Here is a 23870-nt window from a genome sequence, read left to right on the forward strand (position 1 = left end):
ATGCCTGTCTCACATCAGGCCGACTTGAGCAGACAGGTTCCGCAGGCCCTCGAAATGTTGATCTTGGCCACCTCGGGCGGCCGGCTTGCAGCGTCGATCAGCTGCTGTACGTCATGGCTGGCACCGTAGCGCCTCACCACGCCAACGAATTCCTCGACGTCGTGGCCACGCAGGTAGAGCTTGGGCAGCCCGTCGCGGGTGAACTTGGGTGCGCCGAACTCATCAGTCGCTTGAGCGATGTGATAGAGCTCGTGTTCGACGAGGGCGCAGAACTCAGCGTCGGTGCACTGTGCGCAGTAGTCGGCGGCCAGGGTGATTAGGTAGTCGGGCTCCTCACCGAACCATTGCCGCATCTGCTGCTCTTGCCGGGCCTTCTGCCAGCCACCGGCGCGGAACATGAGCTGCTCGGCCTGCCCAAGGACAATTCTCCCCTGCTTCGCGAACCCGTTGGACGCCCACAGCACGCCGATGTTGGCGTCAATCAGGTGGGCATGCTCCGGGTTATGGATGCTGCCTGTGTCCGCAAGGATCTCGGCTTCCGCCCACTCCCAAACCTCAGGCGCCGGGCGTAGAGTCAGCCACAGCGATTCCAGCAAATCGGCCGGCGGCATCGGTCTACTCATAAGTCACGCTCAGCTTGATAACGGGGCAGGTTGACGCTATTGATGGCAATCCACTCATGAGCAAGGAGCCCAAGATGAACGAGCGCTACGCCGCAAAGAAAGTAATTACCGCAAGTGTGCAGGGGAACAGTGGCGGCCAAAACACCGGCACCAGCTCCACCTTTCATTGGGAGGTACAGGAAAGGTCTACAGGGCACAAAGTCGAAGGCCCCTTCGTGGGCCAGGCAGAAGCAGAGAATGCTTGCCTAAGGTTGAACTATCCTCGCCCTTGATCCTGAAGTGCCGCACACCTGCGGCACACCTACCTTGCCCCAGGAGAGCATATGGATTTTGACCGAGACGAGGCTGTAGCAATCAAAGCTGAACTGCAGCGATGGCATGACGAAGCTCGAAGTCTTATCAACGACGCTTCCGACAAGTCAAGGCTGTCCGGAACTAGCATCGACTCTCTCAAGTCAAGGTTTGTAACACTGAAAGCCGAGATTAAGGAGGCTGCAAAACACGAGACGCTTTCCCGGCGCAAGGCTGAGAAAACAGATCTCGAACGATGCTACTTTGGTCCCGCAGTCAGAAGCACCTCGGCGAACTTCCGCATGCGGACAGATACAAGTCCACACAGTGAGCTTTGGTCGAGAGGGCTTTTCGAAGTGGAGATGGAGCTTTTGTACAAGCTGCACAGTATCGAGAAACTGCTTAGCGACCACTCTTAGGTGCGCGCCACAAAACGGAGCAACTCTGTTTTGTGGCGCGGCTACGGACTTACCCGATTGAGGGCCTCATCAGCCTTGTCGGCGGCCTGGGTGGCGGTGGTCGCGGCTTTCGACGCCTTGGTTGCTGCGCTCTCGGCCTTCCGGGTCAACTCATCCAGGCGCTGGTCGCGCTCTGTTATAGCTGCATCGTAGGCAGCACGGATCTCGGCTACCTGGTGGGCCTGGGTACTGGCCATGGCCCAGTAGGCCGACTGCCAGCCGAGAACTGCACCACCTGCGATCAGCAACGCAGCAATCACCCACACCTCAGCCCGGCGCCACCAGCGGCGAGCAATGAATTCAATTGCGCACTTGTCCATCAGGCTGTGCCTCCAAGCTGGGAGCGAAGCCGGGAGATTTCGGCGCTCTGGGTGGTCACCTTCTCGGTGAGCTGGCCCACCTGGCTGGTGAGAGCTTCGATCTTCCCCTCCATCCGCCCTACGGCTGCTGCAAGCTCGTTGCGCTCCTTAGCGAACTGGTCGGCGCGAGCCTCGGCCAACTTGCGGGCCTCGCGCTCGGAGTCGAGCAGTTCATTCAGCCGGCGGACCGTGCCGATGTCGGCATTGTCCATGGCGCGGTCTGTGGCGTCCTTGGAAAGGAACTTGCGCAGCCACAGAAAGCCGCCCAGCAATACGGTGCCCGTTCCGCCCAGCCAGGTGGCTGTGCCTGGGCCGAGGTCGGTCGGGTCCATCCAAGATCTCCAGAAATGAAAAAGCCCGCACAAGGCGGGCAAGGGGAGCTACGCAGAAAATGTTAAATCTGGTGACTGTAGAACAGCGAGTACGACTCGATACCGTCGTTGGGCTGCTTAATGCCAGCGTTGGAGTAGTGAATCGCTCGGATGCCAACCTTCTGCGTCTCGCCGATCTTCAAGCCCGCACCGATGCGGTCTTCGAAGTTGAAGGCCGAACCAAAGTCCTGGTCACCTGCGGACGTACCGGAGAAGACCGCCAGGCCGATGCCAGCCTCAACGAATGGCTTCACGTTACCGCTGCCGAACTCGTAAACGAAAACTGGCGCAAAGGACAGCGAGTGAGCGCCACCGGAAGCATCTCCTGCTTCCCAATAGGTATACCCAGCATCCCAGTAACCGGTTAGACGGCCAGTACTGGATTCAAACCAGCTTTTATCCCAGTTAAAGCCAACGCCTGCACGCGCCGTAATGCCGCCTTGACTTGTCGCACCCAGCGCACCGGAAAGCTCAGCTGCTCCGGCAGACGCAGCAAAAAGGGACAGTGCTGCAGCAGCTAGAACGGTTTTCATAATCACGGTCTTCCATGTTTGTTTAGTTAGCAACCTATCAGAATCATAGCGCCATCAAAACGTTCCGTGCTACACAAAAAAAAATCTGACCTCGCCAGAGGTGGCGTCGGGCCTCTTGAGGCCCTCTTCGGGCAATAAAAAACCCGGCTCATTGGCCGGGTTTCTTTTCGTCACTCCTCAACACGCGCAGGAATGACAGGATGGAGCAAATTTACGACATGGCGACATGATATTGCAAGCCCTTTTGAGGGCCTTTTCACGCGGCCTCGTCGAACAGCACACCAATCGCTTCAAGCATGTGTTGCGCCTCGGTCAGCGCCTCATTCACCAGCGACTCCAGAGCCCCCTTGATGGCCCGATTCCAGCGCTGGTAAGTACGCTCGGTCAGGCCCTGGGAATCCCAGTTGGTCATGTCGTAGTTTGACTCGGCCAGAACGATCATCTCGCCAGGCTTCACCTCGGCCACGGCGCGGGCGTTCTTGTTGGCGCGCTCAGCAGCGGCGGCAGCAGCCTTGTTGCGCCAATCCCACTGCCCTTCCCGTTCGTTCTCGCGCGGATCAGGCGCTTTGAACTGCGGCACCTTGCGCTGAACCCCCTTAGTTTGCTGCGGGACAGCCCAGACCAGAACGGCCTGCTGAGTGAAGCGCTTCGGCGCCGGGGTTGGCACGATGGCAACCAGGCGGCCAATGGAATCAATCTTGCGCCCCTTGTGCGTGCTGTACTTCGCCACTAGGGCATTCCAGTGTCGCGGGCTGAGCTGCGCGTGCAGCAGCTTGTGCACGATCGAGTCAGCCAGCAGCGCGGCATCCTTTCCCGAGATCTCGCCCTTGAGCTTGCTGGCCTGCACTCGCGGCTCGACATTGCAGCCGCCGGCGCTGTTGATCGTCTCGGCCGCCAGGGCGCGAACCACCGCTGAAATCACGTTCTGATAGCTCATTGATTGCCCCCTGTCCGCTTGGCCTTTCTCAAAATGAATTCTTCGTAGTAACGCTTGCGGCGTACCGCGCCGGCCCAGGACAGCGCGCCGGCCGACACCACTATCAGCGCCGCCAAAATCAGAAATGCCCATGCTGGCGTCATGCTGCTTGCTCCTGTGGCTGGATACGGACGCGCACAGCGCCGCCCTTGGTCGTTTCCTTGCTCACCCTGATCTGGGTGGCGAACACGTTGTCATCAATGCCCAGGGCATCTGCCAGGCCGTCACGGCCAGCCTTAAACATCGCCAGCAGGTTGTCGTCGTCGCGCCGGCGGCGATCCGGCGGCACGAACTCGAGCATGAGCAGCGCGTCACCTTCCGGCGCCTTGATTCCGGCCTGCTTGGCAAGCAGGTGACAGGCTGACCGATAGGACCTGGCCGCCTTGCTCTTCCTGGCCCAGTGCACCCGTGCATTTGGGCTGCATGCGGCCGGTGGCCACGGTAGTGTCAGTTCCGTCATGCGGCCCCCTTCACGGTCAAAATGCCGGCCCGGATCAGGGCCTCATGAGTCTCAGCGATCGCCCGTGGCATGTCGGACCAGTCCACTTCGCCCTTCCCGCGACCATCGAGCACGTCGTGACAGGCGCTGCAGGCGTAGACCGCCACGGTGTCGAAGCCCTTCATGCCCATGCCTTTCTGCCCGCAAGGCAGGTGGGCCAGCACAGTGGTGTCCGGGTTGAAGTTGCAGATGCCAGGGATACGGACGGTGCAGTCCTGGCCGCGGGCGCTCTCGCGAACCTTCTTGCTGACTACGCGCATGGCTCGGCCTCCTTGGCTTTCTGCTGCTCGGGCTCGAAGTCACCACGCAGGGGCATCAAGTTCCTTGGATTGGCAACGCCTATGTCATCCACGCGCACCACATCGCCGTCTACGAGCAAACAGGCGAGTCCAATAATCCCGTCTCCCTCCACCAGCCAGCCGCTTTCGGCTAACGTCACGGCCTTCCGGCCATCAGGCAGCTGGTAAATATCTCCTTTGCTCAAGTGCTGGACCAGGGTGCATGTCTTGCCAATGTTCTCGACAAATCTGAATGCGCCCACGATCAACGCCAGGTCGCCCGGCTTGAATTGATGGCTCATCAGTAACGCCCCTCCCACAGATCCTTCTGGCTCCAGCGCACCTGGTGCTCAGCGCCGAACGCCTGAATCCACTCCAGCAGGCTCGCGCACTGCTTCACGCTGAGCTGGCTCGTGCGTTCGTACACGACGTCGAAGCCATTACCATCTACCGCTGGTATCAACTGAGGCTGTTCGCCGCTCTCACGCAGCCAGGCGGCCGTCAGGAGGCGCTTCCAGATCAGTACGTCCCACTTCTTCCCGGCGTGCTCGACCTGGGCGGCGATATCGGACAGGCAGGCGTGCAGTTTTCGGTTCTGCTCGCCGCTGCGGTCCTGGTCCTTGATGACGATCTTCTTGGGCTTGGTGAAGTCCTGGGCCTGCAGCACGCCGAGCAAGCGGTTGGCGTCGGCCATGCTGTGCATCACGAAGTCAGCCACGGCTCGCCTCCTTGGCCATGGCCGCCACGGGGCAAGGCCAAGCCTCCATGTACGCATCGACCCGCTCGTTGATTTTGTCCTTGTACCCGTCATGACAGATCACTACAGCTGACAGAGCTTCGGCACATTGGACTCGGCAAATTGCCCAGTTGTACCGCTCGGCATCCTTGCGCAATTCCGCAATGACCTGGTTCTGCGCCTCGTACCCGGTGCGCAGTCCGGCGAGTTCGGCCTTTAGCTGGTCGCGCTGGCAGATCTGCGCATCGCGCTCGGCAAGGAAAGCGGTGCGCCAGGTTTCCAGCAGCTTGATCTCCGCGAGCAAGGCCAGGATGGTGGACGGGCTGGCGCACATGGAAAATCGTTTCTGTTCGTCCGTCAGCCCAAAGTCAGGCCGCCAGTCCGGAAGATCGGAATGTGCAGCCTCAGCCAGCGCCTTGAGTTGTGCTTTATCGATGGTCATACCATGGCCCACCTTGCGTTGAATTTGTGCATAGCCGCATCAGCGACACTGGTCGCTTGGGTATGATTCATGCCTGCTGCCAGAGCGGCTGCATAACAGCGGCTCCAGTGCTGGCAGCGAAGTTCGTTCATGGTCATGGCGTCACCTTCAGACCCTGGGCCTCGATTGCCTCACGAGCCTTGCGCTTGCGTAGGTAGATTTCGACCCGGCGGCGCTGGGCCTCCTTGCGCTTCTGGCGATCCTTGCGGATTTTCGACTCGACAATGATCGACCGAACCTCGGCGAGCTTGGCCTTTGTCTTCTCGCTGGCGTGCGTCGAGACTTGGCCGGTGATGAGTCCAGCGATTGCCTGGCCGTCGACCGTGACCGGAGCGATCCGCAGGTCTGCCAGGTGCTTGTTGGCCGATTCCTGGCTGATCAGCTTGGCGCGGACAGCACCCTCGATTGCGGTTACCCGGCGGGCCTGGTCGTACCCCAGGGATACTTCCCACTTCACCGGCTTAGCCTCGGCCCGGGCGAACGTACAAAGGCGCTCGTAGGCGCTCATGAACGCCATACGAGCCCCAATCTTGTCGCCGACCTGGAGGACGGGATCTGAGGCAGCCATGGCTTGGCGGATCTCAGGGGTGAGCAGGACGGTGTCAAACTCATCGCTGGCCGAAAGCGCGATTGCCCACGCCTCGTCCTTGCCTGGACGGCCGTCAGCAGCGTGGATGCGCTGCATGATCGCGCCAGTGGTCAGCTTGCCCGTCAGCTCGACACGACAGGCCTTCAGGGCGGCGGCCACGGTATGCGCAGGGAACTCAGCAAGGTCATCAGCCATCAGCTCGGCCGCATCAGCGCTGAGCGTGTAGCCAAGCGTTTCCGCAGTAGCGCAGATGGCGAGAGCCAGCTGGGCAACCTGCTCCTGGGTCATGCGGTCAGATGAGGAATTCATTTCCCGCTCTCCCCTCACGTTTCAGGATGCGCGTGGCCGCTTCCTGGCCGGCGGTCAGGTTGGCCTGCTTGCGCTCGATTTGCTGGGCGGTGGTCGCATTCATTTGGCGATTGGTGACCCACTGGGTGTGGTAGGCCTCGGCCTTGGCCAGCAGGTCGCCCAGGTTGTGGCAGCCGTTGATTAAGCGAGCGTCATTGATCGTCAGGAAGTACGCGGCCACATGGTGGGCGACGTCGACGCCGAGACGGCTGATCAGTTGGCCAACCTGCCCTCCGGCCTTCGCGTTCCATACCGGCCACGCGTGGTAGCGCTTGCGGTAGGCCATGGCGTAGTTGGCCCAGGCCTTGAAGGTTTTGCAGGACTGGTCTTTCGGCCCTGGCATATCGGCCGGGATCTCGCAGCGCGGCTGCTGAGCCGTAAACGGAACCACGATACCCTCCGCGACCACGGCTTCAGCCTGGGGCGCAACTGGTTCAGTGACTGGTTCCTTTACTGATTCAAAAGAGTGACTGGTTCTGGGTGCAGCTCCTGCACTACCCCTAGTGAATCTGCTGCACTATGGGGTGAACCTGCTGCACTACCCTGGTGAACCTGCTGCACTACCCCTAGTGAATCTGCTGCACCACTCAAGGTGAGGTAGTAGATGTTCGAGGAGTTTCCCTTTGGCCCACCCTTGCGAATCTCCTTGCGCAACAGGCCGGCAGCGCAAAGGGTGTTGATGTGATTCATGACCGAACGCTTGCTGATCTCGCACTGATCTGCGATGTGCTGGTACGACGGCCAGCACTCACCCTGGTCGCTCGCGTTGTCGGCCAGCTTGATGAGCACCAGCTTGCGCAGCGGATTGCCGACCTTGGTCTTCATGGCCTTGACCATCAGCTCCATGCTCATGGGGCACCTACCGGTAGGCTCTTGCCGTAATGGCGAACTGTCTGCTCCAAGCTGGAATAGGCGCCAGGGAGATCGATCCCAAGCCCGATATAGCCGCCCCATGTGCAGGCCCACAAACCGCATTGGAGGCTACGCATGCGCGGTTTCATGCTGCACCCCGCACGGCCTTGTCATGAGTGTGCAGACCGTCCCAGTTCTTCTTCATGGGCAGCTCGCCGGCCAGGTACAGCTCGTACAGGCGCACGGCGCCCTTGCGCAGAAGGATCGGCGTGTAGCTGATGAACGCCTCTTTCCCGTGCGGAGTGATCTCTTGCTGGTGTTCGGTCATGTACTTGTCGCGGGCGTAGGCGGCGACGCGGTACCGGGTGCCGGACTTGCTCTCGTTGTAGAGCCAGTTGCGGCGCTCAAGGAAGTGCCCGACCTGCATCACGTTGACCCCATTCAGGCCCTTGCAGAACTGGACGTGGCTCATGCCTTCCTTGAACAGGTTCTCCAGGTGGTCGATCTTCTTGGCCTGGGCCTCTACCTGGACGGTGAGCAGGACGCGGGCTTTCTCCGACTCCAGCGCCATCTGGAGGATTTCCAGCTTGCTGAGGTCGGCGGGCTGGACTGGGGCGGTATAGCCACCTGTTTTTCGAATGCTTGGCAGCACTTCGCTCACCACCCATTCTTCGAAGCGTTCGGCCTGGGGCAGCTTGGAGCGCATCACCAGGCGGTAAACGTCACGCTCGGGGATGATGTTTGCCGATGGGCCAAGGGTGAACGAATCGTTCACCCCCACCGGGCGCGGGCTTTTGCAGTGGTCTCGCACTGCTTTCTGTGGGTTGGAGTAGCCGAGGCCTTCCGCCACATCCCTGGCAGAGAACCAGGGCTCTCCATCGATGAGAACGACGCGAACGTCGAACCCTTCGAAATTGAACAGGTTGACCGTGCGCGCCACAGAATCGTGGTTCGCATTTTGTGGCGCGGGCCGGATGAGGGCCTGTACACTTTGGGTCTGCATATGCATAATTCCCCTACAGAGTTTTGTATTGCAGAGAGCCGGGGCGCAATCCCGGCTTTTTTGTGCCTGCTAGAAGCCCGAAAGAGGGCCTCTGTCTTTCCACAATCAGGGAACATCGAGGCCCTTTTTGTGCCCTACCAGCCCCAACACGGGGGCCTTATGTCGCATTTGTCTCAATTGCTCCTGGATCGCGAGCGAGCGACTCATCTCCAAGTACTCATCCGTCGATCTATCCAGGCTCCAGCCAAGGTCGGCAGCCAGCTGTCGAACCTCAGCCTTCACCTCGATTGGCAACAATTCGAAGGTGGTTTCAGGCATAGGCCCTCCATAGGGGCTTCAGGCCGTTTTATCCTGCTCACCAACACCGTTCATTTCCCGGAGCAGGTCAGCGGCGCCCAGGCGTCGGCCGAGGTTGGCAAGTTCGTGCACGTAGGTGGCGAGCTGCATTCCCGCCATGCGGGCTTCCATGCGCAGCTTCCTGACCTCTTCAGGCTTCCAGCGCGATTTGATTACTTCGCTGCGTTTGTTGGCGGGGTCCAGATGCATTCAGGGATTTCCTTGTGATTGAAAAATGGTTAGGCGGCGGACTTTTGGGAAGGGAACGGGCGCTGCTCCTGGGCAGACAGGGTTCCGTCTTCTTCAACGGTCACGTAAACGTCTCGACCTACGCGAATGGCCTTGCTCAAGGCTCCCTGCGTGCAGCCGAGCATCTGCGCGGCCTTGGTATGACCGTGCTCTTTTGCGAATTCGGAAAGCGGGATTCGACGCATTGCGACGTCCTCAACAGTGGTTCTACGCAGCCAGTATGACCGCCGGTATTGTTCGCAGTCAATACCGGAGCTATTGGATTGCTGAATACCGGGGGTAATACCATTCGAGCATGACTACAAAATCTCGAAAGCTTCCGCTTGCCGATTGGCAGCTGGAGGACAGTGCCCGCCTGAAAGCCCTCTTCCAAGAGAAGAAGAGCCTGCTTGGGCTAACCCAGGACAAAATCGCAAACGAGCTTGGCGACGGAGTTACCCAGGGCGCAGTAAGTCACTTCATGAATGGCCGCACAGCTCTGAGCATGAAGGCTGCGGCTGTTTTCGCCAGAATGCTTCAGGTTCCGGTATCGGCCTTCAGCCCTACCCTTGCCGAGCAGATTGAGAGCATCAGCGGCTCATTGGCGCCATCTCAGGAGACAGACTCGGATAATCCAACTGCCAGAGAAGCGGCCAACACGCCCTTCCCTGGCGGCGACGAAGCAGAGCGCTCGCTTGATGACCGCTATGCATTCATTCCGCAGTACGACGCCAAAGCGGCGGCGGGACTGGGTAGCGAAAACCCACATGTCGAGGTGCGCGCCACCCTCGCCTTCAAGCGCGAATGGCTGCGAGTTAAAGGGGCTAACCCGAAGAACCTGATCGTGATTTATGCCGAAGGTGAGAGCATGTGGCCAACGATCAGCGATAGGGACGTGCTGCTTGTTGATAGATCCAGGGTTGATCCAATTGATGGCCATGTATTCGTGCTGGCTCACGGCGACAAGGCCATTGTAAAGCGCCTGGTGAGGACAGCTTTTGGTGGCTGGACCATTCGGAGCGACAACGAAGACAAGAACGATTACCCGGATCGATTCTTCTCGCGCAGCGATGCCAACGAGCACCGGATCATCGGCCAGGTCATTTGGCGTGGCGGAGACTTGTAGCCATGACCCTAACCAAACCCAACCAAGACCTTCGCCGCGACCTCCAGGGCTTGGCTTCTGACCTCAAATGGTCAGCGGTCGAGCTGATGCGAATTGCCGAACGACTGAGCCTGGCTGGAAACGAGCATGACGCCCAGGCAGTGATCAGGATCTGCCAGGTGATGCAGGCTGTGGAGGATCGGTTGGTGGGGTATGGGGATGAGGTGATGGCGGGGCGCATCAGTCGCAGCGAGAACCAATAAAGCGCTTATTCGATAGAGAAGAGAATGGAATCGATTCATCAAATCAAGCTAGCCTCCGAGATGCCTGTAACCTACACCGGAAGGATTACAGACCAGCACCTTATCGACGCCTCTCAGTTTTCTCGCTCGCTCGCAGGCATGAGTCGGCTTTACTCATTGATTGGGCATTACTGTCTCACCTTAGAAGTGCCCGCCCCCAGGGCTCAATTGCCCTTTCAGTGTTTTTCCAGGCCTAGCAAGGAAGGATCATACGCTGCCTACCTAACACTGGCCCATGTAGCGAATGAGTACCAGCTTTTTGCAGACGTTTACAAGGATGCGCTAGACTGGCTAATCTCAAAAGTCATGGGTTTTGTCAAAGACGCCCTCACAGGTAACGGCAACGTGAAAGAACTGGTTGAAGTCATCTCGCAGCAGGCAAAGGCTTCTGCCGAGCTCAACACGTTGCTGGCAAACAGCTTGTCAACAGCACACGGTGACGTGGTGAAGTTGCAAGAAAAATTGATAGAAACTCTGCCCCATCTTGTGTCGGCCGCCAAACCTGCATACCGATCCGCAACCACTCCTGTCGGCAAAAGCTGTAACGCCATGGTCCAATTCGGCGGAACCAGTGAAGAAATTCTCATCTCGGAAGCAGAGGCTATGGCGATGCGCTCAGATGCCGATCTCGAGGTAGGGGCTGCAGCTGAATTCGTTCTTGAGCGAATGGTTGCCCTCAACGTGAATACTGGCCTATGCCGTGTAAAAATTGAGGGGGAGTCCTCCTTGGTGTCAGGACAGGTGGTAGATATCGAGCTATCCATGCCGAACAACCCATATTCCAAAGCGCTGAATGAGCATTCAGCCATGCGCGTCAGGGCGAAGCCCGTCTTCAAAGATGGTGCGCTTTATAGGCTGTTCATTAGCGAAGCCATCCAGTGACTGACGGCCCGCCTCGGCGGGCTTTTTCATGCCTTCACGCTTTTTTCACGCCCTACCCTGCACAGTCAAGGCTCATCCGCTTCCCTACGTTAGCCCGCATTGCAGTGCGGGCTTTTCTTTGGGCGCCACACACCCTCATCCGTGCATCCGTAGCGCAGCATTCGCCGTTCGGATCAGCACCAACCACTCTTGAAAGTCGATCAGGCCCCGATGCCTGAGGTCAGCAGCTGCGTTAATGGCTGTGGAGTAACGCTCTTCGCTTAGCGGGACCCCTGCATAGGTTTCTTTCCATGCTTCTAGAGCATTCGGTCTTTCCTGCTGCTCCTGCTTACTCAGCGACTCGAAATCCTGCTTCATCAACGCGCCCTAACCTTTAGATTAATCGTTTCAGCAATTATACCTATGGCTAGGATGGAAAGATTCAACTACGCGACGAGCGTGACTTTACAGCAGGTATTTTTATGCGTCCGTGATGGCTGATGGCCAGAGTGGTAGGATGACGATTTCTCAGGAAGAGCCAAGATGCGTAAATCCCTGCTCGCCACCCTTCTCACCACCGCCCTTTGGTCCGCCCTGGCTGCCGCTGAGCCTACCTACATCGAAAAGATGACCGGACTGCCCGCAATTTGCAGTATTGACGCCATCCAGGAAGAAACCAAGGTATGGGCTGCTGAAAGAAAATATGGGGAGGGCAGCAAGCACTGGTCAGAGGCCTTCCATCATCGCCTGGATGTAGTCAGGACCTGCGTGGATGACGCTAAAGAAAAGGGGAAAGCCTTGTACAAGGCCGAGGTTGATAGCCAGCCCTCACTGAAGTCGGAACTGGCCGATATGTACGTATCTTGGCTTGGCTACCTCGACCATCTTATTGACGATGACCGCGATGCCTATCGGCGCCAGTATGAGCTTTCAGCGAATCGGCTGAAGGCCCAGATCGACTCGATGTAGCCCCTTCAGGCGCCCGAAGAGCCCGCCTGCGAGCGGGCTTTGTTTGAGCATCAAGCCTTACCGCCGTAGCGCTCCCAAGCCAAGATCATATCTTTCATGGCGCGTTTTTGAGCATCCGGAAGGGTAAAGTCGTTGTAGTACTGCTTGCCGTCGAACCTGATGGTCACCTTTTTGGCGTCTGCAATTTTTCTCAGCATGGCCTTGTTCTGGGCAACAGTGTCCGACCACTCCCAGATTCCGCCATAACCGTTATCTCGCTCGAAGTCGAGGCTGCCAAGCTGGAATGTCTGATCATCAGCCTTGATCGTTACGCTCTGGACGAATAGCCAGCTATCAGAATGATATTGAAGCTTCAGCCTCAGCGGCATAACCCGAGAGTTCTCGCCCTCCAGCCCGAAATACAGGGACATATAGGTGTCGAGCGTAGGGATGGACTTGTGGGAAACCCAGGTTATCCCTCTGATCTCATCGGTATTTTTCTTCAGGTTCTTATCCAGTCGGGCTAGGGCGGCCCTCGCCTCCTCCGCTTTCTTTGCTTCTGCTGCCAGCCTTTCAGCTTCCGCAGCCTTTTCCTCACGCTCAATGGCATCAAGCAGAGATTTTGCCGTGATCGCTTCTGATTTTTCCGGATAGCGTGCGATGAGGTCTTGCAGGCCTGATTTGGCAGCAGCGTTATCTCCGGCGGCTTTGGCGTCCTTCGCTCGCGCCAGCAGCCTCTGGGCTCCATGTTTTTCAGCATCCAGTTCCGCCTTGAGCGCGACGACCTCAGAACGCAGCTTGCTCACCTCTCCTTGAAGCTGCTCAGCCTTCTCCCTGTCGGCATTCCCGCATCCGGTAAGCGCCAACCCAACAGCCAATGCAACAACCGCCCTCTTCATCGCCAAAAGCTCCTTGTGTGGTTGGGTGACTCTATCAAAACGCCATCACCCACACGACATCTCGCCATGGGCCTGTGCGGATTTTTTGTGGGCGCGAGAAATTTTATGACCGGAGGTATTGACCATATAAAATACCGGCGGTATTGTTCATTCCATCGAGGCGCTACACAGCCCCTCGCCAGGCCCTCACCGGCCGCGGCTCTTTCACATTGATGGGAACCTCGCGGATCGATCCCGGTAACGGCACAGCGCGAGCAATAAATTCGATCCCCATGCCAGCTCTGGAACTGGCCAGCTCGATATCAGGCGGAACGTCAGCACGGCAGGAACACAGGCCGGGCCACGGAAAGCGGATGAAGGGTTGCGCTGCAAACGCTCCCTGCCGGGATGCCCTCAGAACGGGCGTCAGTGCCTGGCACAGCGCGAGTAGTGATCAAGTAATCGCCCAGGCCACCGTGGCGTGTAACGGAGCCCAGCAAGACCACGTATTCACTGAAGCACCTGGGCGACCGGGTGCTTTGGGAATCCACTGGAGGAAGATGGAATGGCTCAGTTCTACATCGACAATCACCTCAGTAACGGCAAGCGCTTGGAATGGCTTGCTCTTCCCGACCAGGGCGAGCGTGTTGAATCGGTCGTGCAGCAGGTCAAACAGGCCGCGATCAACAAGTTCGGCGGCATCGTTTACTTCAACCGCTGGGAGCACGTCGTGGCCAGCAACGGCTATGTCACGGTGAGGATGTACGCATGATGCGGTTCTTCAAGCCAATGCGCGGCTGCCGCATTTTCGCAAGCGAAAAGCACATGACCAGGCCGGCCGGTGAGTTCATCGGATGGTGCGAGAAGGTCGAGGAGAACATCTGCATTTTCCGCGACGGAGCGGTAGTTGACCGATTCATCTGGAGGTTCAACAACAGCAACGGCACGCAGGAGCTCAACAGCTGGTACGAGTACTCAGCATGAAGATTTCACTGGCTGGCCTTGGCGACAGGGCCAGACGGGAAATCAACTGGATAGCGGAGCAATTCCCGATGACCACGATTATCCAAGATCGCTTCGATAGCGGCGCGCAGGTGAGCCTGGAGATGGACAAAAACGAAGGCGAGCTGTTCGTCTTCCACTGCCCGGCAGGTCAAGGCTGCAAGGTTAGTAAATGGCCGCTGGATAGCTATCACATGCCGATCGCGATGGCTCATTACGAGCAATGCCTCGAGCTTGAACGCGCCGCCTTCGAAGCCTGCTCCGCGTCCGCCTGACAATAACTGCCCGATGCCCTGCTCCCCATCGCAGGCTGCATCGGGGTGTGATCTGAGTCGAAGCATCTAAGCGCGGCAATGTGGTTGCAAAGCGGTGGGTCGCCCCCGCCGCGGATGAGACGGACCCGCCAGATCACACCCCGATGCATCCCGCATCCCCTCCCTTCACATCGACCGCATCAGACAGGTGCCAGTACTGCGCTCTCACGGCGCGCAGAGGTTGGTCGCCTGCGCTGGCATCTGTCTCATGCGGTTGGCTACCGAGGTTCACAAGATGAGCAAAGAAACAGGCGGACCGGCGTTTCCGGTCACATTGCCGAGTGGCGAGTCATACCAAGGACACTTGCCGCATGACGGCATGACCCTGCGCGACTACTTCGCGGCGAAGGCGGTTACAGGATTTGCGGCGAATCCCTCGATGATCGACAGCAACGACAGCAAGGCGATCGCCTACATGGCTGACTGCGCCTATCAGGTTGCTGACGCCATGCTCGCCGCCCGGGTGAAGCCATGAGCGGCTGGCAGCCGATTGCATCGGCGCCGCGCGACGGCACTGAGGTGCTGCTTGCATCCATTGGCCAGACATTCGACGGCGTGCCGATCCCGGATCGAGTAACGCTTGGGCATTACACCGTAGGCGACGAGCTCCTGAAGCACGTAGGCGACTGCGGCGGTGTGTGCCGCTGCCCTGAGTACGAAGACATCGAACCCTTCTGGATGTCGTGGGACGGCGGATTCACCGATGAAAACCCGCCTACCCATTGAATGCCACTCCCACCACCACCCACCGAGTAACCCACCACCTGGAGGCGACCATGGGCGCACTTCGAGCAGCACAATGGCAGTTTGACGAGGAGTTGCCTCCATCGGTGAGTGAGTCGCCGCAGGAGGCAGCAGAAAAGGCTTGGATCAGCAATGGCGTACCTGAGCTTATGGCCCGCCGGGATTACCTGTTTCAGCTCAAGGGTAAGCAAGTTGGCGTCGGGTATGAGCGCTTCGCCTTGGCGGTCGACGAATTCGTGATGAGCGAGCTTGGCGCGCAGGGGGCAAGCCCTACAGTGCTGGGACGGCTCGTTCTGGCCGCGCTGGCCAAGTCCAGCAGCGAGGCAGCTTCGGCGGCGCAGGAGATGTTCAACGCACCAAGCCATCAGGCGGTGCTTGAGCAACTGGCCATCGACCTCCTGACCCCCTTCGCCAAAGATGGAGTTCTGGCCCAAGCCGAGGAGGCGGAATGAAAAGCCCTCACGTCCTGATCGACGAGGAACTTGAGGCCATGGCTCACCCTGAGACGCCACTGTCCTGGCAGGCCATGGTCCTCAAGCTCCTCACCGAAATGCTGGCCGACCAGCGCATCACCATCGAAGAGTTCAACCACTACTGCGGGCGCCTCAACAAGATTGTTGATGGGCGCAGGGAGGCTGCATGACCACTCCAATCGTTAAATCGCTGATCGACGAGCAGCTCGAGGACGCCAAAGCCGCCCAGGTCCGCGGCATCTTGCAACTCCCGGTCGGAATGCGCGTCGTTGACCTGCCCTACCCGATCAAGGCCGACTGGCTGAAGCGCCGGCCGATCAACCTCGGTCGTCGACAGTGACCTCCTTCCAGCGGGCCCGCCGAATCGCCACCTGGCGCGGCTCGTTCTTCGCCATCACCTTCTTTGCTCTCTGGATGCTGCTGAGCTCGCTGGCTGGCGGCATCACTTCCTGAATCACACCCGAGCACGGCGGGCCCTTCGGGGATAACCGTACCCATTCGGGAGCGTAAGCCGGCAAGAGCGCGCAACCATCACCGGCAGCCAGGGCGTGGGCCAGCATACCTCCGTGCTTGCGTGACCTGGCATTCCCCATCAATCGACAGCGCCAACCAGGCGAGAGGTACAGCAATGTCCACCGACAACATGCGCATCTGGAGCCTGGTCGAAAAGACCAACACCCAGTTCACGAAAAAGGCTGAGGTCAACGGCCAGAGCATCACCAGCCTGAACGGCACCGCCATGGTGATGAAGGCCACCGAGATGTTCGGTCCGATTGGCATCGGCTGGGGTTACAAGATCCTTGAAGAGCGCTTCGATGAAGGTCACGAAATATTCGCTGGCGAAGGCGAAAAACGCATCTGCCTGGGCCGCGAGATCGGCCACACCATCAGGATCTCCCTCTGGTTCATACAGAACGGCCAGCGCGGGGAAGTCGAGCAGTACGGCTGCACGCGCTACCAGTACAAGACCCGCTACGGCATGACAACCGACGGCGAGGCCCCGAAGAAATCGCTAACCGACGCAGTCAAGAAGGCCCTCTCCATGTTGGGCTTCAGCGCCGATGTGTTCCTCGGAATGTTCGATGACCAAAACTACGTTCAGCAACTGCAGGCGGAGGAAGCCATCGAGTCGGCCGAGGACCGCCAGGTGGAGGTTGAACGCCAGCAAGAAGAGCGCCTGACCTTCATCAAAAACACGATTGAAACGATGAAAACCGCGCTCACCCCGCAGGAGCGCAAGAAGATTCATGACCACGCAGTACGCAGGCTCATCGGTCGAAGAGACGAACGAGGCGCCGCACGAATTTCACTGGAACTCAAAAACCTGGAAGCAGGCAAAACCGGAGAGGAAGCAGCATGACCCAACTCTACAAGCTGACTGGCCAGATGGCTGAACTGGCCGCAATGTGCGACACGGATGACGAAGGCCTGAAGCAAGCCATTCAAGACACCATGGCCGGCATCCAGGGTGAGTTCGAAGAAAAGGCCGATAGCATCGTCATGCTCCGCCGGAACATCGAAGGCGATATCGGCGCCATCACTGCCGAGATCGATCGCCTGACCGAGTTGAAGCGCATCAAGACCAACAGCGTTGTGCAGATGACCGATTACCTGCGCCGGAACATGGAGGCCGCCGATCTGAAAACGATCAAGCGCCCCCTGTTCACGATCAGCCTCGCGATAGGCAAGGAGAAAGTGATCGTCGACAACGAACAGGCAGTGCCGGACGAGCTGACGTCGGTAGTGACCAAAATCGCACCGGACAAGAACGCCATTGCAGCCAAGCTGAAAGCGAATCGCGAACACAACGAGTCCGTCCGCAAACGAATGGCAGCCGGCGAAGACTGCGAGCACGAACTGATTCCTGAGCCGACCTGGGCCCATCTGGAGCGTGGCGAGAGCTCGATCCGTATCAAGTGAGGTGATCATGAGCAACAACTACATCCTCGCCGGCGCCGAGCGCCAGGCTCAACTGGAGGCAGCGAAAGCTGCCTTCTTTGCATCTGGCGGATCAATTGCGGTGATCGCGGGTTGCTCATTCACTCCTCGCCCGATGCGCTCCCACCCGCAGCCCTTCATAAAACCGAAGCAGCCTGAAAAGCCTGAGCAAAAGCCGAGCTCCAGCCGACGCGCAATCGCGGAGCGAAACGAAAGAATCGCTGAATTGGCTGAGACAATGACCTGTAACCAGGCGGCTGAGGAAATGGGAATTTCCTCGAAGTCGATCCGTGATATCGCATTCAGGCTTGGTATCAAATTCCTGCCAGCACCGACCGGGAGAGCGCCGAGGCCTGCATCTGAGTTCACCGCAATGGCTGAGCGGATCGAGGCCTTGGGCAAGATCGGAGTGAGCAAGGTTCGCGCGGCGAAACATCTTGGCATCACGCCAAGACTCCTTTCGCGGATCGCCAAGGAGTTCGGCATCGACTTCCCAGGTCATGGTAAGAAGCCAAAATGATCCAGGAATTTCGCCGGAACGATGCAATCAAGGCTGTCAAATACGCCGCCCAGATGGCAATAGCCACAGGATGCCCGTGGGGCGTCTACCGCAACTTCAAGACATCCATTATTGCCATGCCGACCCTCAAAGCCAAGAAGGACGCTCTTGAGGTCTGCACGCCATGAGGAGCATCCACAAGCTCACGCAGTCCCGACGCCGGCAACTGCATGTTCATCTTCCGCCCAGCGGGCTGTTAGAGCAAAAACAGGAGCTGATCAATGCGAGTCGACCTTCCGGGCCAGATCGATCTGCCCATTCAGGTTGCGCATCAAGCGCCGGCGGCAGCGACCGGCAGCAAGGAAGAGTTGGCTGAGCGCATTGCGAGAGCGCTGGTCAAGTACGACACAAACCCGTCCTCGGCGCTCTGGATCGAAATTCAGGCCTGCGCCAACGCCATCCTCAAGTAGCCATGCCCCTCAAAAAAAACGCCGCATCCAGCCATGGAAGGCGGCGATCACCCTGGAGAAACACATGAGCCAAGTAAATCAGCAAGTCATCGCCGCATCCGAACTCCCCGCCCTGGGCCAGCCGCTTCTCGGGGGCGTCTTCGCTGCCCGCTACTGGCTCAACGGCCAAGAGCGCGCCCTGATCCTGCTCTCCGACGAGTTCGAAGGTCCCTGGGGTGAGTATGGCGTCGAGATCGCCGGCGCCAGCAGCTACAGCGATGGCCACGCCAACACTCTGGCCATGGTCGAAGGCGGTAGCGAGATTGCCAAAAAGGCGCTGGAGCTGGATGCGTACATCCCGTCCTGCCTTGAAGGCCAGCTGCTGATGGCGGCCAAGGCCGATGGACTGGTGACCCTGCGAGAGGATCGCTGGCACTGGCTGAGTTCGCAGTACTCAGCCCACGACGCCTTCAGCATGGACGTCGAAGATGGCTGGCTCGACGACTACGGCAAGGACATCGTGCGTCTCGTGCGCCCCGTCCGCAGCCGAATTATCCAGTAATTCACTCCTTCATTCCTTTCCCTTGCAGGTGATTCCGGGTTCGTCAGAATGGCGATCAGACCAGAAGCACGCCGGGAAGCGCCGGCCGCCTGCCCCCTTATCTCGCTCACAGGAGCACCCAATGCAAGCGAATCAACTGACAACCTACACCCGGGGCGACTTAACGATCAGCAGTCCTGACGAAGGTGTGGTGCTGAAGCTGGCAACACTCGCCATTGCCGCGGCGCCGGCCATCTCCGCAAACGGCGCGCCGCCAGTTGGTGAGTACTGGCCGGGTGAAGGTGGAGTAAATGGCGGACTCTTCCCGGGCGACGGGAAGCCGTACTACCTGATCGTGCCGACCGGCGCCGACGCTGAAGCCAAGCTCGAATTCGGCAGCTACGGCAAAGAGCTCGATGGTGCAGAGAGTCCGCATGACGGAATGACGAACACCGCTGACCTGGTCGAAACTGACAACGACTACCCGGCGGCACGATTCTGCGCGAAGTTCGAGCGGGATGGGCATAACGACTTCTATCTGATGGCGCGGCGCGAAGCATCCTTCCTGGAGATCACTGTTCCACACCTGTTCTCCAAGGACTACCACTGGACGAGCACGCAGTACTCAGCCAACGGCGCCTACAGCATGGACGTCGAAGATGGCTGGCTCAGCAAGCACGGCAAGGACAACGAGCGTCTCGTGCGCCCCGTCCGCAGAAAATACTTCTGATACTTCACTTCTTCATTCATGGGCGCCTCGGCGCCCTCGCTTTTCGAGGATGCCAGGATGGCACTGCATACGGATTTGGAAATCCACAAGGTTGCTGAGGAACTGCTCGGGCTTGCGCTCGACCTGGTCAGGAATATCCCGCGCGACCTGAAACAGGTCGTCGGCTCAAAGATCCGCGACGAGTGCCTGCAAGTGCTCGTGCTGATCGGTCGGGCGAACATGAGCCGGGATCGTCTCAATCACCTCAACCAACTGCTCGAAAGCGTCTGGATGCTGAACTACCTGCTGCGTGCCCTCACCAACAAGGGCTTCATCAGCAAAGGCCAGCACGCCACGGCAATGAAGCTCACGGCCTCTGTCGGCCGCCAGGCGAACGCCTGGAAGAAATCCGCAACCGCGCCCGCTGCTTGAGGGTCAAGGCCCTTCTGCCTGTGCGCTAAATCTGGTCGTGCCGCTGTCCTGTGGACACCGCCATGCGCACCACGGAAACCGCCGGCTGATGCCGAAAGGTCCGGCGCAGTTACCGGGCTGAGCAATCGTCCCGGCAATGTAAATAGCACGACAGGTCGCAGTACTCAGCCAACAACGCCTACAACATGGACTTCGAAGATGGCTGGCTCAACAACAACGACAAGAACAACGAGCGTCTCGTGCGCCCCGTCCGCAGATTTACCCGTTGCGAGCTTCACATTCGAGGAGCTAACCATGGCCTACTACGATTGCCGGCGGCACAAGCGGAACACCGCAAGCGCCAGGCGCTTCGAGCAGGACATGGAAACCAATCTCCTCGACCTATTCGACGAGCTCCAGGCTGGAACCTACCAGCCTGGCCGCTCAATCTGTTTCGTGGTCACCAGACCAAAGGCCCGCGAGGTGTGGGCCGCCGAGTTCCGCGACCGCATCGTGCACCACCTGCTGTACAACCGCATCGGCTCCGCCATAGAGCGCAGCTTCATAGCGGACAGCTGCGCCTGTATCCCCGGGCGCGGCACACTGTACGCCGGTAAGCGGATGGAGGCTAAGGTACGAAGCCAGACCCAGAACTGGGCGCGACCTGGCTTCTACCTGAAGTGCGACCTCGCCAACTTCTTCGTGTCCATCGACAAGAGGGTGCTGGCCGGGCAGCTGGAGAGGCGGATCAGCGATCCGTGGTGGCGCGCGCTGGCCCTACAGGTGCTCTGGCACGATCCGCGAGACGACTACGAGATCCGCAGCCCACGGCACCTATTCAACCGGGTGCCGCAGTATAAGCGACTCACGACCCAGCCTGCGCACCTCGGGCTACCGATAGGCAACCTGTCCTCGCAGTTCTTCGCCAACGTATATCTCGACGCCCTGGATCAGTTCTGCAAGCACGAGTTGAAGGTCCGACACTACATCCGCTACGTCGATGATTTCGTGCTCTTGCACGAATCGCCGCAGCAGCTCAACGAGTGGCTGTTCCGGGTCGAGCAGTTCCTCCCCGGCTTGGGCGCCAAGCTCAACCCGGCGAAGACGATCCTGCAGCCCATCGACCGCGGCATCGACTTCGTCGGGCACGTGATCAAGCCCTGGCGGCGCACGACCAGGAAGAAGTCGGTAGCCCAGGCGCTGAAGCGAACGGCGGCGGTACCGCCGGAGAACCTGCGCGAGACCGCCAACAGCTACTTCGGCTTGCTCAGCCAGGCCAGTCACAGCCAGCGCGACCGTGCCGCACTGGCAAACCTCGTTCTTCGCCGCGGGCATGTCGTCAACGGCGATCTCACCAAGACCTATCAAAAACGGTAGCGCTGCCCGCCAGCGCCTTCCCCTCTCAAACGATAACGAATCACGCCGCCCAGGCGAGGACCGCCCATGTCTGCATTTCAGAAAAAGAACCCGTTCGACTTCAAGACCCAGTACGGTCTCGGCCTGGATCCACAGGATGACGAGATCGTCGTTGACTTCTTCTGCGGTGGCGGCGGCGCCGGGACCGGCCTGGAGATTGGCCTGGGTCGTCCGGTGGACGTGGCCAAGAACCACAGCCCGGCGGCGATCAGCATGCACACCGCCAACCATCCGCACGCCCGCCACTTCACCACCGATGTGTTCGAGGGTGACCCGGACGAAGAATGCCAGGGGCGCCGCGTCGGCTGGTTCCACATGAGCCCCGACTGCACCCACCACAGCCAGGCCGCGGGCGGGCAGCCGCGCAAGCGCGAGATTAGGAACCTGTCGTGGATCGGCCTGAAGTGGGCCGGGAAGAAGCAACCCCGGGTGATCAGCCTGGAGAACGTGAAGCAGATCCTGCAGTGGGGCCCGCTGATCGCAAAGCGCGACAAGGCCACCGGCCGGGTGATGAAGCTTGACGGCACTGTGGCGGACATCGGCGAGCGCGTGCCGGTGCATCAGCAGTTCCTGGTGCCGGACCCGAAACGTCGCGGCATTACCTGGCGCCGGTTCGTGCAGTTGCTCGAAGGCATGGGTTACCAGGTGGAATGGCGGATCATCAAGGCCTGCGACTTCGGCGCCCCAACCAGCCGAGAACGCCTGTTCATGATCGCCCGCAGCGATGGCCAGCCAATCGTGTGGCCGGAGCCAACCCACGCCAAGAACCCAGCCAAGGGTCAGCAGAAGTGGCGAACCGCCGCCGACTGCATCGACTGGAGCGTGCCGAGCAAGAGCATTTTCGGCCGCAAGAAAGAGCTGGCAGCCGCAACGCTGCGCCGGGTGGCCAAGGGAATGAAGAAGTTCGTTCTGGACAACCCGCAGCCCTTCATCGTGCCGATCGCGAACTGGTCGGGCGAGCTGGCCCAGTCAGCCGACGAGCCGCTGCGCACCGTCACGTCTTGGCCGCGCGGCGGCTCATTCGCCATGGCCAGCCCTACCCTGGTGCAGACCGGATACGGAGAACGTACCGGCCAGCAGCCCCGCGTGCCTGGTCTGGATCAGCCGCTTGGAACCGTCGTTGCCGGCGGCGTCAAGCATGCGCTGTCCAGCGCAGTGATTCTGCCAGCAACCCATCAGGGCACTGTGCGGGTGAACGACCCGGGTGAGCCGCTGCCAACGGTAACCGCCGCCAACCGCGGGGAGCTGATGATGGCAAGCCCAGTAATGGTTGGGGCCGGCGGCCCGGTGTACGCCGGCAAGCCTGTACCAGCTGACCAACCCATGGGCACCCTGATGACCCAAAGCCACCGCGCCCTTGCAGCGGCGCACTTGGTCAAGTTCCGGTTCAACAGCGATGGCTCGGCCATCACGGATCCGGTGCCAACCATCACCAGCGGCGGCAACTACAAGCGCCCGGCAGGCGCAGCGCATGCGATGGGAATTTGTACTGCTTTCATTGAGCAGGCCAACGGCGGGTTCAACACGACCCCAGCCCGTGACATGGACGAGCCGATGAGCACCGTCACCAACACGGGCAGCCAGCAGCGCCTGGTAACAGCCAGCCTGGCCACGCTCAGGCGCAATTGCGTAGGCCGAGCCGTTGATGAGCCCGTACCGACCATGACCGCCGGAGCCGAGCACCACGCCCTGGTCGAGTACAAGCTGTCACCGGAGCATGAGCAAGGCGCCCTACGCGTCGCGGCGTTCCTGATCAGCTACTACGGCACGGAGAACATCAGCGCAGCAGACGCGCCAGCGCCGACTGTCACCACCAAGGACCGGCTGGGCCTGGTCACGGTGTTCGTGAAGGGCACGCCCTATGTGATCGTCGACATCTGCCTTCGCATGCTGCAGCCGCACGAGCTCTACCGCGCACAGGGCTTCCCAACTAGCTACATCATCGACAAGGGCGCCGACGGCAAGCCGTTCACGAAAACCGAGCAGGTGCACATGTGCGGCAACAGCGTCAGCCCGCCGCCCATGGCCGCGCTGGCCCGCGCCAACGACCCATGGCGCACTTCCGACAGGCTTGCTTCAGCTGCATAGTGGCGTCTTCACCAACTCCCAAGCCCAGCCCATCGCATCTAGAATGCCCTGGGCTATCAGCTGAACGATTACCTCTTCTATCACACGCTTCATCATGTCGGTACAGCTCCTCTGTAGATGAGGAAATTCTGCTGTCACGACCAATTCGAATCCTCTTGGGTTTTTTCCAAAAACCCTTCATCAGCGATCACTGCCGATCACGACTGCTCACACAGCAACTACCGTTTGTCG

42 protein-coding genes and 1 pseudogene are annotated in these 23870 nt (G+C 59.6%); 24 read left to right on the top strand and 19 right to left on the bottom strand.

All coding sequences use genetic code 11. The features are described from left to right. Positions 1-14 precede the first annotated feature (14 nt). Positions 15-611, bottom strand: a complete 597-nt coding sequence (locus CSV86_RS14600) for a putative metallopeptidase (protein WP_009397126.1) — start codon at positions 609-611, stop codon at positions 15-17. An 86-nt stretch (positions 612-697) separates the two neighbouring features. Between CSV86_RS14600 and CSV86_RS14605 the strand changes: the two genes are divergently transcribed. Both CSV86_RS14605 and CSV86_RS14610 read left to right on the top strand, forming a co-directional pair. After that, on the top strand, positions 698-895 hold the full coding sequence (locus tag CSV86_RS14605; RefSeq protein WP_009397125.1) for a hypothetical protein: 198 nt from the start codon (positions 698-700) through the stop codon (positions 893-895). Positions 896-946: 51 nt separating this feature from the next. After that, complete coding sequence (locus CSV86_RS14610) at positions 947-1333, top strand: hypothetical protein (RefSeq protein WP_009397124.1); 387 nt, start codon at positions 947-949, stop codon at positions 1331-1333. 41 nt (positions 1334-1374) lie between these two features. Here CSV86_RS14610 and CSV86_RS14615 read toward each other — a convergent pair whose 3' ends face one another. The 16 genes and pseudogenes from CSV86_RS14615 to CSV86_RS14690 all read right to left on the bottom strand — a co-directional run bounded on the left by CSV86_RS14615 (position 1375) and on the right by CSV86_RS14690 (position 9167). Further along, positions 1375-1692: a hypothetical protein gene (locus CSV86_RS14615; protein WP_009397123.1), complete on the bottom strand. Its 318-nt coding sequence runs from the start codon at positions 1690-1692 to the stop codon at positions 1375-1377. Next, positions 1692-2063 carry a hypothetical protein gene (locus tag CSV86_RS14620; RefSeq protein ID WP_009397122.1) on the bottom strand — a complete coding sequence of 124 codons (372 nt, stop codon included), beginning with the start codon at positions 2061-2063 and terminating at the stop codon, positions 1692-1694. The genes CSV86_RS14615 and CSV86_RS14620 overlap by 1 nt, the downstream gene beginning before the upstream one ends. A gap of 62 nt (positions 2064-2125) precedes the next feature. Beyond that, positions 2126-2635 carry an acyloxyacyl hydrolase gene (locus tag CSV86_RS14625; RefSeq protein WP_023661594.1) on the bottom strand — a complete coding sequence of 170 codons (510 nt, stop codon included), beginning with the start codon at positions 2633-2635 and terminating at the stop codon, positions 2126-2128. A 256-nt stretch (positions 2636-2891) separates the two neighbouring features. Next, positions 2892-3572, bottom strand: coding sequence for a hypothetical protein (locus CSV86_RS14630; RefSeq protein ID WP_009396442.1), 681 nt, complete (start codon positions 3570-3572; stop codon positions 2892-2894). Next, the gene (locus CSV86_RS14635) at positions 3569-3715 is read right to left on the bottom strand and encodes a hypothetical protein (RefSeq protein WP_009396441.1); all 147 of its coding nucleotides are present in this window, start codon (positions 3713-3715) and stop codon (positions 3569-3571) included. Before CSV86_RS14635 ends, CSV86_RS14630 begins: the two co-directional genes overlap by 4 nt. After that, positions 3712-4071: a RusA family crossover junction endodeoxyribonuclease gene (locus CSV86_RS14640; RefSeq protein WP_037059269.1), complete on the bottom strand. Its 360-nt coding sequence runs from the start codon at positions 4069-4071 to the stop codon at positions 3712-3714. Before CSV86_RS14640 ends, CSV86_RS14635 begins: the two co-directional genes overlap by 4 nt. After that, a complete protein-coding gene (locus CSV86_RS14645; RefSeq protein ID WP_009396439.1) occupies positions 4068-4370 on the bottom strand; it encodes a nuclease domain-containing protein in 303 nt (100 codons plus the stop codon). Before CSV86_RS14645 ends, CSV86_RS14640 begins: the two co-directional genes overlap by 4 nt. After that, entirely contained in the window at positions 4361-4690 is a 330-nt protein-coding gene (locus CSV86_RS14650) for a hypothetical protein (RefSeq protein ID WP_009396438.1), read from the bottom strand. Before CSV86_RS14650 ends, CSV86_RS14645 begins: the two co-directional genes overlap by 10 nt. Continuing rightward, positions 4690-5106, bottom strand: a complete 417-nt coding sequence (locus CSV86_RS14655) for a recombination protein NinB (protein ID WP_009396437.1) — start codon at positions 5104-5106, stop codon at positions 4690-4692. Before CSV86_RS14655 ends, CSV86_RS14650 begins: the two co-directional genes overlap by 1 nt. After that, on the bottom strand, positions 5099-5566 hold the full coding sequence (locus CSV86_RS14660) for a hypothetical protein (RefSeq protein ID WP_009396436.1): 468 nt from the start codon (positions 5564-5566) through the stop codon (positions 5099-5101). The genes CSV86_RS14655 and CSV86_RS14660 overlap by 8 nt, the downstream gene beginning before the upstream one ends. Positions 5567-5699: 133 nt before the next feature. Further along, positions 5700-6503: a hypothetical protein gene (locus tag CSV86_RS14665; protein WP_240160514.1), complete on the bottom strand. Its 804-nt coding sequence runs from the start codon at positions 6501-6503 to the stop codon at positions 5700-5702. Continuing rightward, positions 6487-7394, bottom strand: a pseudogene (locus CSV86_RS14670) (helix-turn-helix domain-containing protein). Before CSV86_RS14670 ends, CSV86_RS14665 begins: the two are co-directional and overlap by 17 nt. A 145-nt stretch (positions 7395-7539) precedes the next feature. After that, positions 7540-8397: a BRO-N domain-containing protein gene (locus CSV86_RS14675; RefSeq protein WP_009396433.1), complete on the bottom strand. Its 858-nt coding sequence runs from the start codon at positions 8395-8397 to the stop codon at positions 7540-7542. A gap of 105 nt (positions 8398-8502) precedes the next feature. Then, positions 8503-8715: a hypothetical protein gene (locus CSV86_RS14680; RefSeq protein WP_009396432.1), complete on the bottom strand. Its 213-nt coding sequence runs from the start codon at positions 8713-8715 to the stop codon at positions 8503-8505. 18 nt (positions 8716-8733) lie between these two features. Beyond that, a complete protein-coding gene (locus CSV86_RS14685; protein ID WP_009396431.1) occupies positions 8734-8943 on the bottom strand; it encodes a hypothetical protein in 210 nt (69 codons plus the stop codon). A gap of 29 nt (positions 8944-8972) precedes the next feature. After that, a complete protein-coding gene (locus tag CSV86_RS14690; protein ID WP_009396430.1) occupies positions 8973-9167 on the bottom strand; it encodes a Cro/CI family transcriptional regulator in 195 nt (64 codons plus the stop codon). A gap of 110 nt (positions 9168-9277) precedes the next feature. Here CSV86_RS14690 and CSV86_RS14695 point away from each other — a divergent pair, with 110 nt between their 5' ends. From CSV86_RS14695 to CSV86_RS14705, 3 genes are read left to right on the top strand one after another with little or no spacing between them, the layout of a single operon-like run. After that, positions 9278-10087 carry a LexA family transcriptional regulator gene (locus CSV86_RS14695; RefSeq protein ID WP_009396428.1) on the top strand — a complete coding sequence of 270 codons (810 nt, stop codon included), beginning with the start codon at positions 9278-9280 and terminating at the stop codon, positions 10085-10087. 2 nt (positions 10088-10089) lie between these two features. Beyond that, positions 10090-10329, top strand: coding sequence for a hypothetical protein (locus CSV86_RS14700; protein WP_009396427.1), 240 nt, complete (start codon positions 10090-10092; stop codon positions 10327-10329). Positions 10330-10353: 24 nt separating this feature from the next. Then, a complete protein-coding gene (locus CSV86_RS14705; RefSeq protein ID WP_009396426.1) occupies positions 10354-11250 on the top strand; it encodes a DUF7946 domain-containing protein in 897 nt (298 codons plus the stop codon). Positions 11251-11385: 135 nt separating this feature from the next. Here the strand turns inward: CSV86_RS14705 and CSV86_RS14710 are convergent, their stop codons facing one another. Next, positions 11386-11607 carry a hypothetical protein gene (locus CSV86_RS14710; protein ID WP_009396425.1) on the bottom strand — a complete coding sequence of 74 codons (222 nt, stop codon included), beginning with the start codon at positions 11605-11607 and terminating at the stop codon, positions 11386-11388. A gap of 165 nt (positions 11608-11772) precedes the next feature. Between CSV86_RS14710 and CSV86_RS14715 the strand changes: the two genes are divergently transcribed. Continuing rightward, positions 11773-12198, top strand: a complete 426-nt coding sequence (locus CSV86_RS14715; RefSeq protein WP_009396424.1) for a hypothetical protein — start codon at positions 11773-11775, stop codon at positions 12196-12198. A 50-nt stretch (positions 12199-12248) separates the two neighbouring features. Here CSV86_RS14715 and CSV86_RS14720 read toward each other — a convergent pair whose 3' ends face one another. Beyond that, positions 12249-13076, bottom strand: coding sequence for a hypothetical protein (locus CSV86_RS14720; RefSeq protein ID WP_009396423.1), 828 nt, complete (start codon positions 13074-13076; stop codon positions 12249-12251). A 544-nt stretch (positions 13077-13620) separates the two neighbouring features. Between CSV86_RS14720 and CSV86_RS14725 the strand changes: the two genes are divergently transcribed. From CSV86_RS14725 to CSV86_RS14810, 18 genes are all read left to right on the top strand, one after another. After that, entirely contained in the window at positions 13621-13827 is a 207-nt protein-coding gene (locus tag CSV86_RS14725; protein WP_009396421.1) for a hypothetical protein, read from the top strand. Further along, on the top strand, positions 13824-14039 hold the full coding sequence (locus tag CSV86_RS14730; RefSeq protein WP_009396420.1) for a hypothetical protein: 216 nt from the start codon (positions 13824-13826) through the stop codon (positions 14037-14039). The genes CSV86_RS14725 and CSV86_RS14730 overlap by 4 nt, the downstream gene beginning before the upstream one ends. Positions 14040-14107: 68 nt before the next feature. Further along, on the top strand, positions 14108-14332 hold the full coding sequence (locus CSV86_RS14735) for a hypothetical protein (RefSeq protein ID WP_037059281.1): 225 nt from the start codon (positions 14108-14110) through the stop codon (positions 14330-14332). Between the two features lie 274 nt (positions 14333-14606). Continuing rightward, entirely contained in the window at positions 14607-14846 is a 240-nt protein-coding gene (locus CSV86_RS14740) for a hypothetical protein (protein WP_037059278.1), read from the top strand. Then, positions 14843-15097: a hypothetical protein gene (locus CSV86_RS14745; RefSeq protein WP_009396416.1), complete on the top strand. Its 255-nt coding sequence runs from the start codon at positions 14843-14845 to the stop codon at positions 15095-15097. Before CSV86_RS14740 ends, CSV86_RS14745 begins: the two co-directional genes overlap by 4 nt. Before the next feature lie 50 nt (positions 15098-15147). Continuing rightward, entirely contained in the window at positions 15148-15567 is a 420-nt protein-coding gene (locus CSV86_RS14750; RefSeq protein WP_009396415.1) for a hypothetical protein, read from the top strand. Further along, the gene (locus CSV86_RS14755; RefSeq protein ID WP_009396413.1) at positions 15564-15758 is read left to right on the top strand and encodes a hypothetical protein; all 195 of its coding nucleotides are present in this window, start codon (positions 15564-15566) and stop codon (positions 15756-15758) included. Before CSV86_RS14750 ends, CSV86_RS14755 begins: the two co-directional genes overlap by 4 nt. Continuing rightward, positions 15755-15928, top strand: a complete 174-nt coding sequence (locus CSV86_RS14760) for a hypothetical protein (protein ID WP_009396412.1) — start codon at positions 15755-15757, stop codon at positions 15926-15928. The genes CSV86_RS14755 and CSV86_RS14760 overlap by 4 nt, the downstream gene beginning before the upstream one ends. A gap of 288 nt (positions 15929-16216) precedes the next feature. Further along, entirely contained in the window at positions 16217-16948 is a 732-nt protein-coding gene (locus CSV86_RS14765) for a hypothetical protein (RefSeq protein WP_009396409.1), read from the top strand. Next, complete coding sequence (locus CSV86_RS14770) at positions 16945-17508, top strand: siphovirus Gp157 family protein (protein ID WP_009396407.1); 564 nt, start codon at positions 16945-16947, stop codon at positions 17506-17508. Before CSV86_RS14765 ends, CSV86_RS14770 begins: the two co-directional genes overlap by 4 nt. A 7-nt stretch (positions 17509-17515) precedes the next feature. Next, a complete protein-coding gene (locus CSV86_RS14775) occupies positions 17516-18046 on the top strand; it encodes a hypothetical protein (RefSeq protein WP_009396405.1) in 531 nt (176 codons plus the stop codon). Continuing rightward, entirely contained in the window at positions 18043-18213 is a 171-nt protein-coding gene (locus tag CSV86_RS14780) for a hypothetical protein (RefSeq protein ID WP_009396404.1), read from the top strand. The genes CSV86_RS14775 and CSV86_RS14780 overlap by 4 nt, the downstream gene beginning before the upstream one ends. A gap of 93 nt (positions 18214-18306) precedes the next feature. Beyond that, the gene (locus CSV86_RS14785) at positions 18307-18495 is read left to right on the top strand and encodes a hypothetical protein (RefSeq protein WP_009396403.1); all 189 of its coding nucleotides are present in this window, start codon (positions 18307-18309) and stop codon (positions 18493-18495) included. A gap of 64 nt (positions 18496-18559) precedes the next feature. After that, a complete protein-coding gene (locus CSV86_RS14790) occupies positions 18560-19036 on the top strand; it encodes a hypothetical protein (RefSeq protein ID WP_009396401.1) in 477 nt (158 codons plus the stop codon). Positions 19037-19157: 121 nt separating this feature from the next. Beyond that, a complete protein-coding gene (locus tag CSV86_RS14795) occupies positions 19158-19745 on the top strand; it encodes an Lcl C-terminal domain-containing protein (protein ID WP_009396399.1) in 588 nt (195 codons plus the stop codon). A 57-nt stretch (positions 19746-19802) separates the two neighbouring features. Next, on the top strand, positions 19803-20156 hold the full coding sequence (locus CSV86_RS14800) for a four helix bundle protein (RefSeq protein WP_009396397.1): 354 nt from the start codon (positions 19803-19805) through the stop codon (positions 20154-20156). Positions 20157-20450: 294 nt separating this feature from the next. After that, positions 20451-21512 (top strand): RNA-directed DNA polymerase, encoded by a 1062-nt coding sequence (locus CSV86_RS14805; protein ID WP_009396395.1) that lies wholly within the window; start codon positions 20451-20453, stop codon positions 21510-21512. Positions 21513-21578: 66 nt separating this feature from the next. Continuing rightward, positions 21579-23639: a DNA cytosine methyltransferase gene (locus tag CSV86_RS14810; RefSeq protein WP_009396393.1), complete on the top strand. Its 2061-nt coding sequence runs from the start codon at positions 21579-21581 to the stop codon at positions 23637-23639. The last annotated feature ends 231 nt before the right edge of the window (positions 23640-23870 follow it).

Source organism: Pseudomonas bharatica CSV86, assembly GCF_000319305.2.
Classification (GTDB): Bacteria; Pseudomonadota; Gammaproteobacteria; order Pseudomonadales; family Pseudomonadaceae; genus Aquipseudomonas; species Aquipseudomonas bharatica.

Excerpts from the sequence above, each read along its gene's own strand:
- CSV86_RS14600 (WP_009397126.1), bottom strand. The coding sequence starts at position 611 with ATGCCGCCGGCCGATTTGCTGGAATCGCTGTGGCTGACTCTACGCCCG.
- CSV86_RS14605 (WP_009397125.1), top strand. The coding sequence starts at position 698 with ATGAACGAGCGCTACGCCGCAAAGAAAGTAATTACCGCAAGTGTGCAG.
- CSV86_RS14610 (WP_009397124.1), top strand. The coding sequence starts at position 947 with ATGGATTTTGACCGAGACGAGGCTGTAGCAATCAAAGCTGAACTGCAG.
- CSV86_RS14615 (WP_009397123.1), bottom strand. The coding sequence starts at position 1,692 with ATGGACAAGTGCGCAATTGAATTCATTGCTCGCCGCTGGTGGCGCCGG.
- CSV86_RS14620 (WP_009397122.1), bottom strand. The coding sequence starts at position 2,063 with ATGGACCCGACCGACCTCGGCCCAGGCACAGCCACCTGGCTGGGCGGA.
- CSV86_RS14625 (WP_023661594.1), bottom strand. The coding sequence starts at position 2,635 with ATGAAAACCGTTCTAGCTGCTGCAGCACTGTCCCTTTTTGCTGCGTCT.
- CSV86_RS14630 (WP_009396442.1), bottom strand. The coding sequence starts at position 3,572 with ATGAGCTATCAGAACGTGATTTCAGCGGTGGTTCGCGCCCTGGCGGCC.
- CSV86_RS14635 (WP_009396441.1), bottom strand. The coding sequence starts at position 3,715 with ATGACGCCAGCATGGGCATTTCTGATTTTGGCGGCGCTGATAGTGGTG.
- CSV86_RS14640 (WP_037059269.1), bottom strand. The coding sequence starts at position 4,071 with ATGACGGAACTGACACTACCGTGGCCACCGGCCGCATGCAGCCCAAAT.
- CSV86_RS14645 (WP_009396439.1), bottom strand. The coding sequence starts at position 4,370 with ATGCGCGTAGTCAGCAAGAAGGTTCGCGAGAGCGCCCGCGGCCAGGAC.
- CSV86_RS14650 (WP_009396438.1), bottom strand. The coding sequence starts at position 4,690 with ATGAGCCATCAATTCAAGCCGGGCGACCTGGCGTTGATCGTGGGCGCA.
- CSV86_RS14660 (WP_009396436.1), bottom strand. The coding sequence starts at position 5,566 with ATGACCATCGATAAAGCACAACTCAAGGCGCTGGCTGAGGCTGCACAT.
- CSV86_RS14665 (WP_240160514.1), bottom strand. The coding sequence starts at position 6,503 with ATGAATTCCTCATCTGACCGCATGACCCAGGAGCAGGTTGCCCAGCTG.
- CSV86_RS14675 (WP_009396433.1), bottom strand. The coding sequence starts at position 8,397 with ATGCAGACCCAAAGTGTACAGGCCCTCATCCGGCCCGCGCCACAAAAT.
- CSV86_RS14680 (WP_009396432.1), bottom strand. The coding sequence starts at position 8,715 with ATGCCTGAAACCACCTTCGAATTGTTGCCAATCGAGGTGAAGGCTGAG.
- CSV86_RS14685 (WP_009396431.1), bottom strand. The coding sequence starts at position 8,943 with ATGCATCTGGACCCCGCCAACAAACGCAGCGAAGTAATCAAATCGCGC.
- CSV86_RS14690 (WP_009396430.1), bottom strand. The coding sequence starts at position 9,167 with ATGCGTCGAATCCCGCTTTCCGAATTCGCAAAAGAGCACGGTCATACC.
- CSV86_RS14695 (WP_009396428.1), top strand. The coding sequence starts at position 9,278 with ATGACTACAAAATCTCGAAAGCTTCCGCTTGCCGATTGGCAGCTGGAG.
- CSV86_RS14700 (WP_009396427.1), top strand. The coding sequence starts at position 10,090 with ATGACCCTAACCAAACCCAACCAAGACCTTCGCCGCGACCTCCAGGGC.
- CSV86_RS14705 (WP_009396426.1), top strand. The coding sequence starts at position 10,354 with ATGGAATCGATTCATCAAATCAAGCTAGCCTCCGAGATGCCTGTAACC.
- CSV86_RS14710 (WP_009396425.1), bottom strand. The coding sequence starts at position 11,607 with ATGAAGCAGGATTTCGAGTCGCTGAGTAAGCAGGAGCAGCAGGAAAGA.
- CSV86_RS14715 (WP_009396424.1), top strand. The coding sequence starts at position 11,773 with ATGCGTAAATCCCTGCTCGCCACCCTTCTCACCACCGCCCTTTGGTCC.
- CSV86_RS14720 (WP_009396423.1), bottom strand. The coding sequence starts at position 13,076 with ATGAAGAGGGCGGTTGTTGCATTGGCTGTTGGGTTGGCGCTTACCGGA.
- CSV86_RS14725 (WP_009396421.1), top strand. The coding sequence starts at position 13,621 with ATGGCTCAGTTCTACATCGACAATCACCTCAGTAACGGCAAGCGCTTG.
- CSV86_RS14730 (WP_009396420.1), top strand. The coding sequence starts at position 13,824 with ATGATGCGGTTCTTCAAGCCAATGCGCGGCTGCCGCATTTTCGCAAGC.
- CSV86_RS14735 (WP_037059281.1), top strand. The coding sequence starts at position 14,108 with ATGACCACGATTATCCAAGATCGCTTCGATAGCGGCGCGCAGGTGAGC.
- CSV86_RS14740 (WP_037059278.1), top strand. The coding sequence starts at position 14,607 with ATGAGCAAAGAAACAGGCGGACCGGCGTTTCCGGTCACATTGCCGAGT.
- CSV86_RS14745 (WP_009396416.1), top strand. The coding sequence starts at position 14,843 with ATGAGCGGCTGGCAGCCGATTGCATCGGCGCCGCGCGACGGCACTGAG.
- CSV86_RS14750 (WP_009396415.1), top strand. The coding sequence starts at position 15,148 with ATGGGCGCACTTCGAGCAGCACAATGGCAGTTTGACGAGGAGTTGCCT.
- CSV86_RS14755 (WP_009396413.1), top strand. The coding sequence starts at position 15,564 with ATGAAAAGCCCTCACGTCCTGATCGACGAGGAACTTGAGGCCATGGCT.
- CSV86_RS14760 (WP_009396412.1), top strand. The coding sequence starts at position 15,755 with ATGACCACTCCAATCGTTAAATCGCTGATCGACGAGCAGCTCGAGGAC.
- CSV86_RS14765 (WP_009396409.1), top strand. The coding sequence starts at position 16,217 with ATGTCCACCGACAACATGCGCATCTGGAGCCTGGTCGAAAAGACCAAC.
- CSV86_RS14770 (WP_009396407.1), top strand. The coding sequence starts at position 16,945 with ATGACCCAACTCTACAAGCTGACTGGCCAGATGGCTGAACTGGCCGCA.
- CSV86_RS14775 (WP_009396405.1), top strand. The coding sequence starts at position 17,516 with ATGAGCAACAACTACATCCTCGCCGGCGCCGAGCGCCAGGCTCAACTG.
- CSV86_RS14780 (WP_009396404.1), top strand. The coding sequence starts at position 18,043 with ATGATCCAGGAATTTCGCCGGAACGATGCAATCAAGGCTGTCAAATAC.
- CSV86_RS14785 (WP_009396403.1), top strand. The coding sequence starts at position 18,307 with ATGCGAGTCGACCTTCCGGGCCAGATCGATCTGCCCATTCAGGTTGCG.
- CSV86_RS14790 (WP_009396401.1), top strand. The coding sequence starts at position 18,560 with ATGAGCCAAGTAAATCAGCAAGTCATCGCCGCATCCGAACTCCCCGCC.
- CSV86_RS14795 (WP_009396399.1), top strand. The coding sequence starts at position 19,158 with ATGCAAGCGAATCAACTGACAACCTACACCCGGGGCGACTTAACGATC.
- CSV86_RS14800 (WP_009396397.1), top strand. The coding sequence starts at position 19,803 with ATGGCACTGCATACGGATTTGGAAATCCACAAGGTTGCTGAGGAACTG.
- CSV86_RS14805 (WP_009396395.1), top strand. The coding sequence starts at position 20,451 with ATGGCCTACTACGATTGCCGGCGGCACAAGCGGAACACCGCAAGCGCC.
- CSV86_RS14810 (WP_009396393.1), top strand. The coding sequence starts at position 21,579 with ATGTCTGCATTTCAGAAAAAGAACCCGTTCGACTTCAAGACCCAGTAC.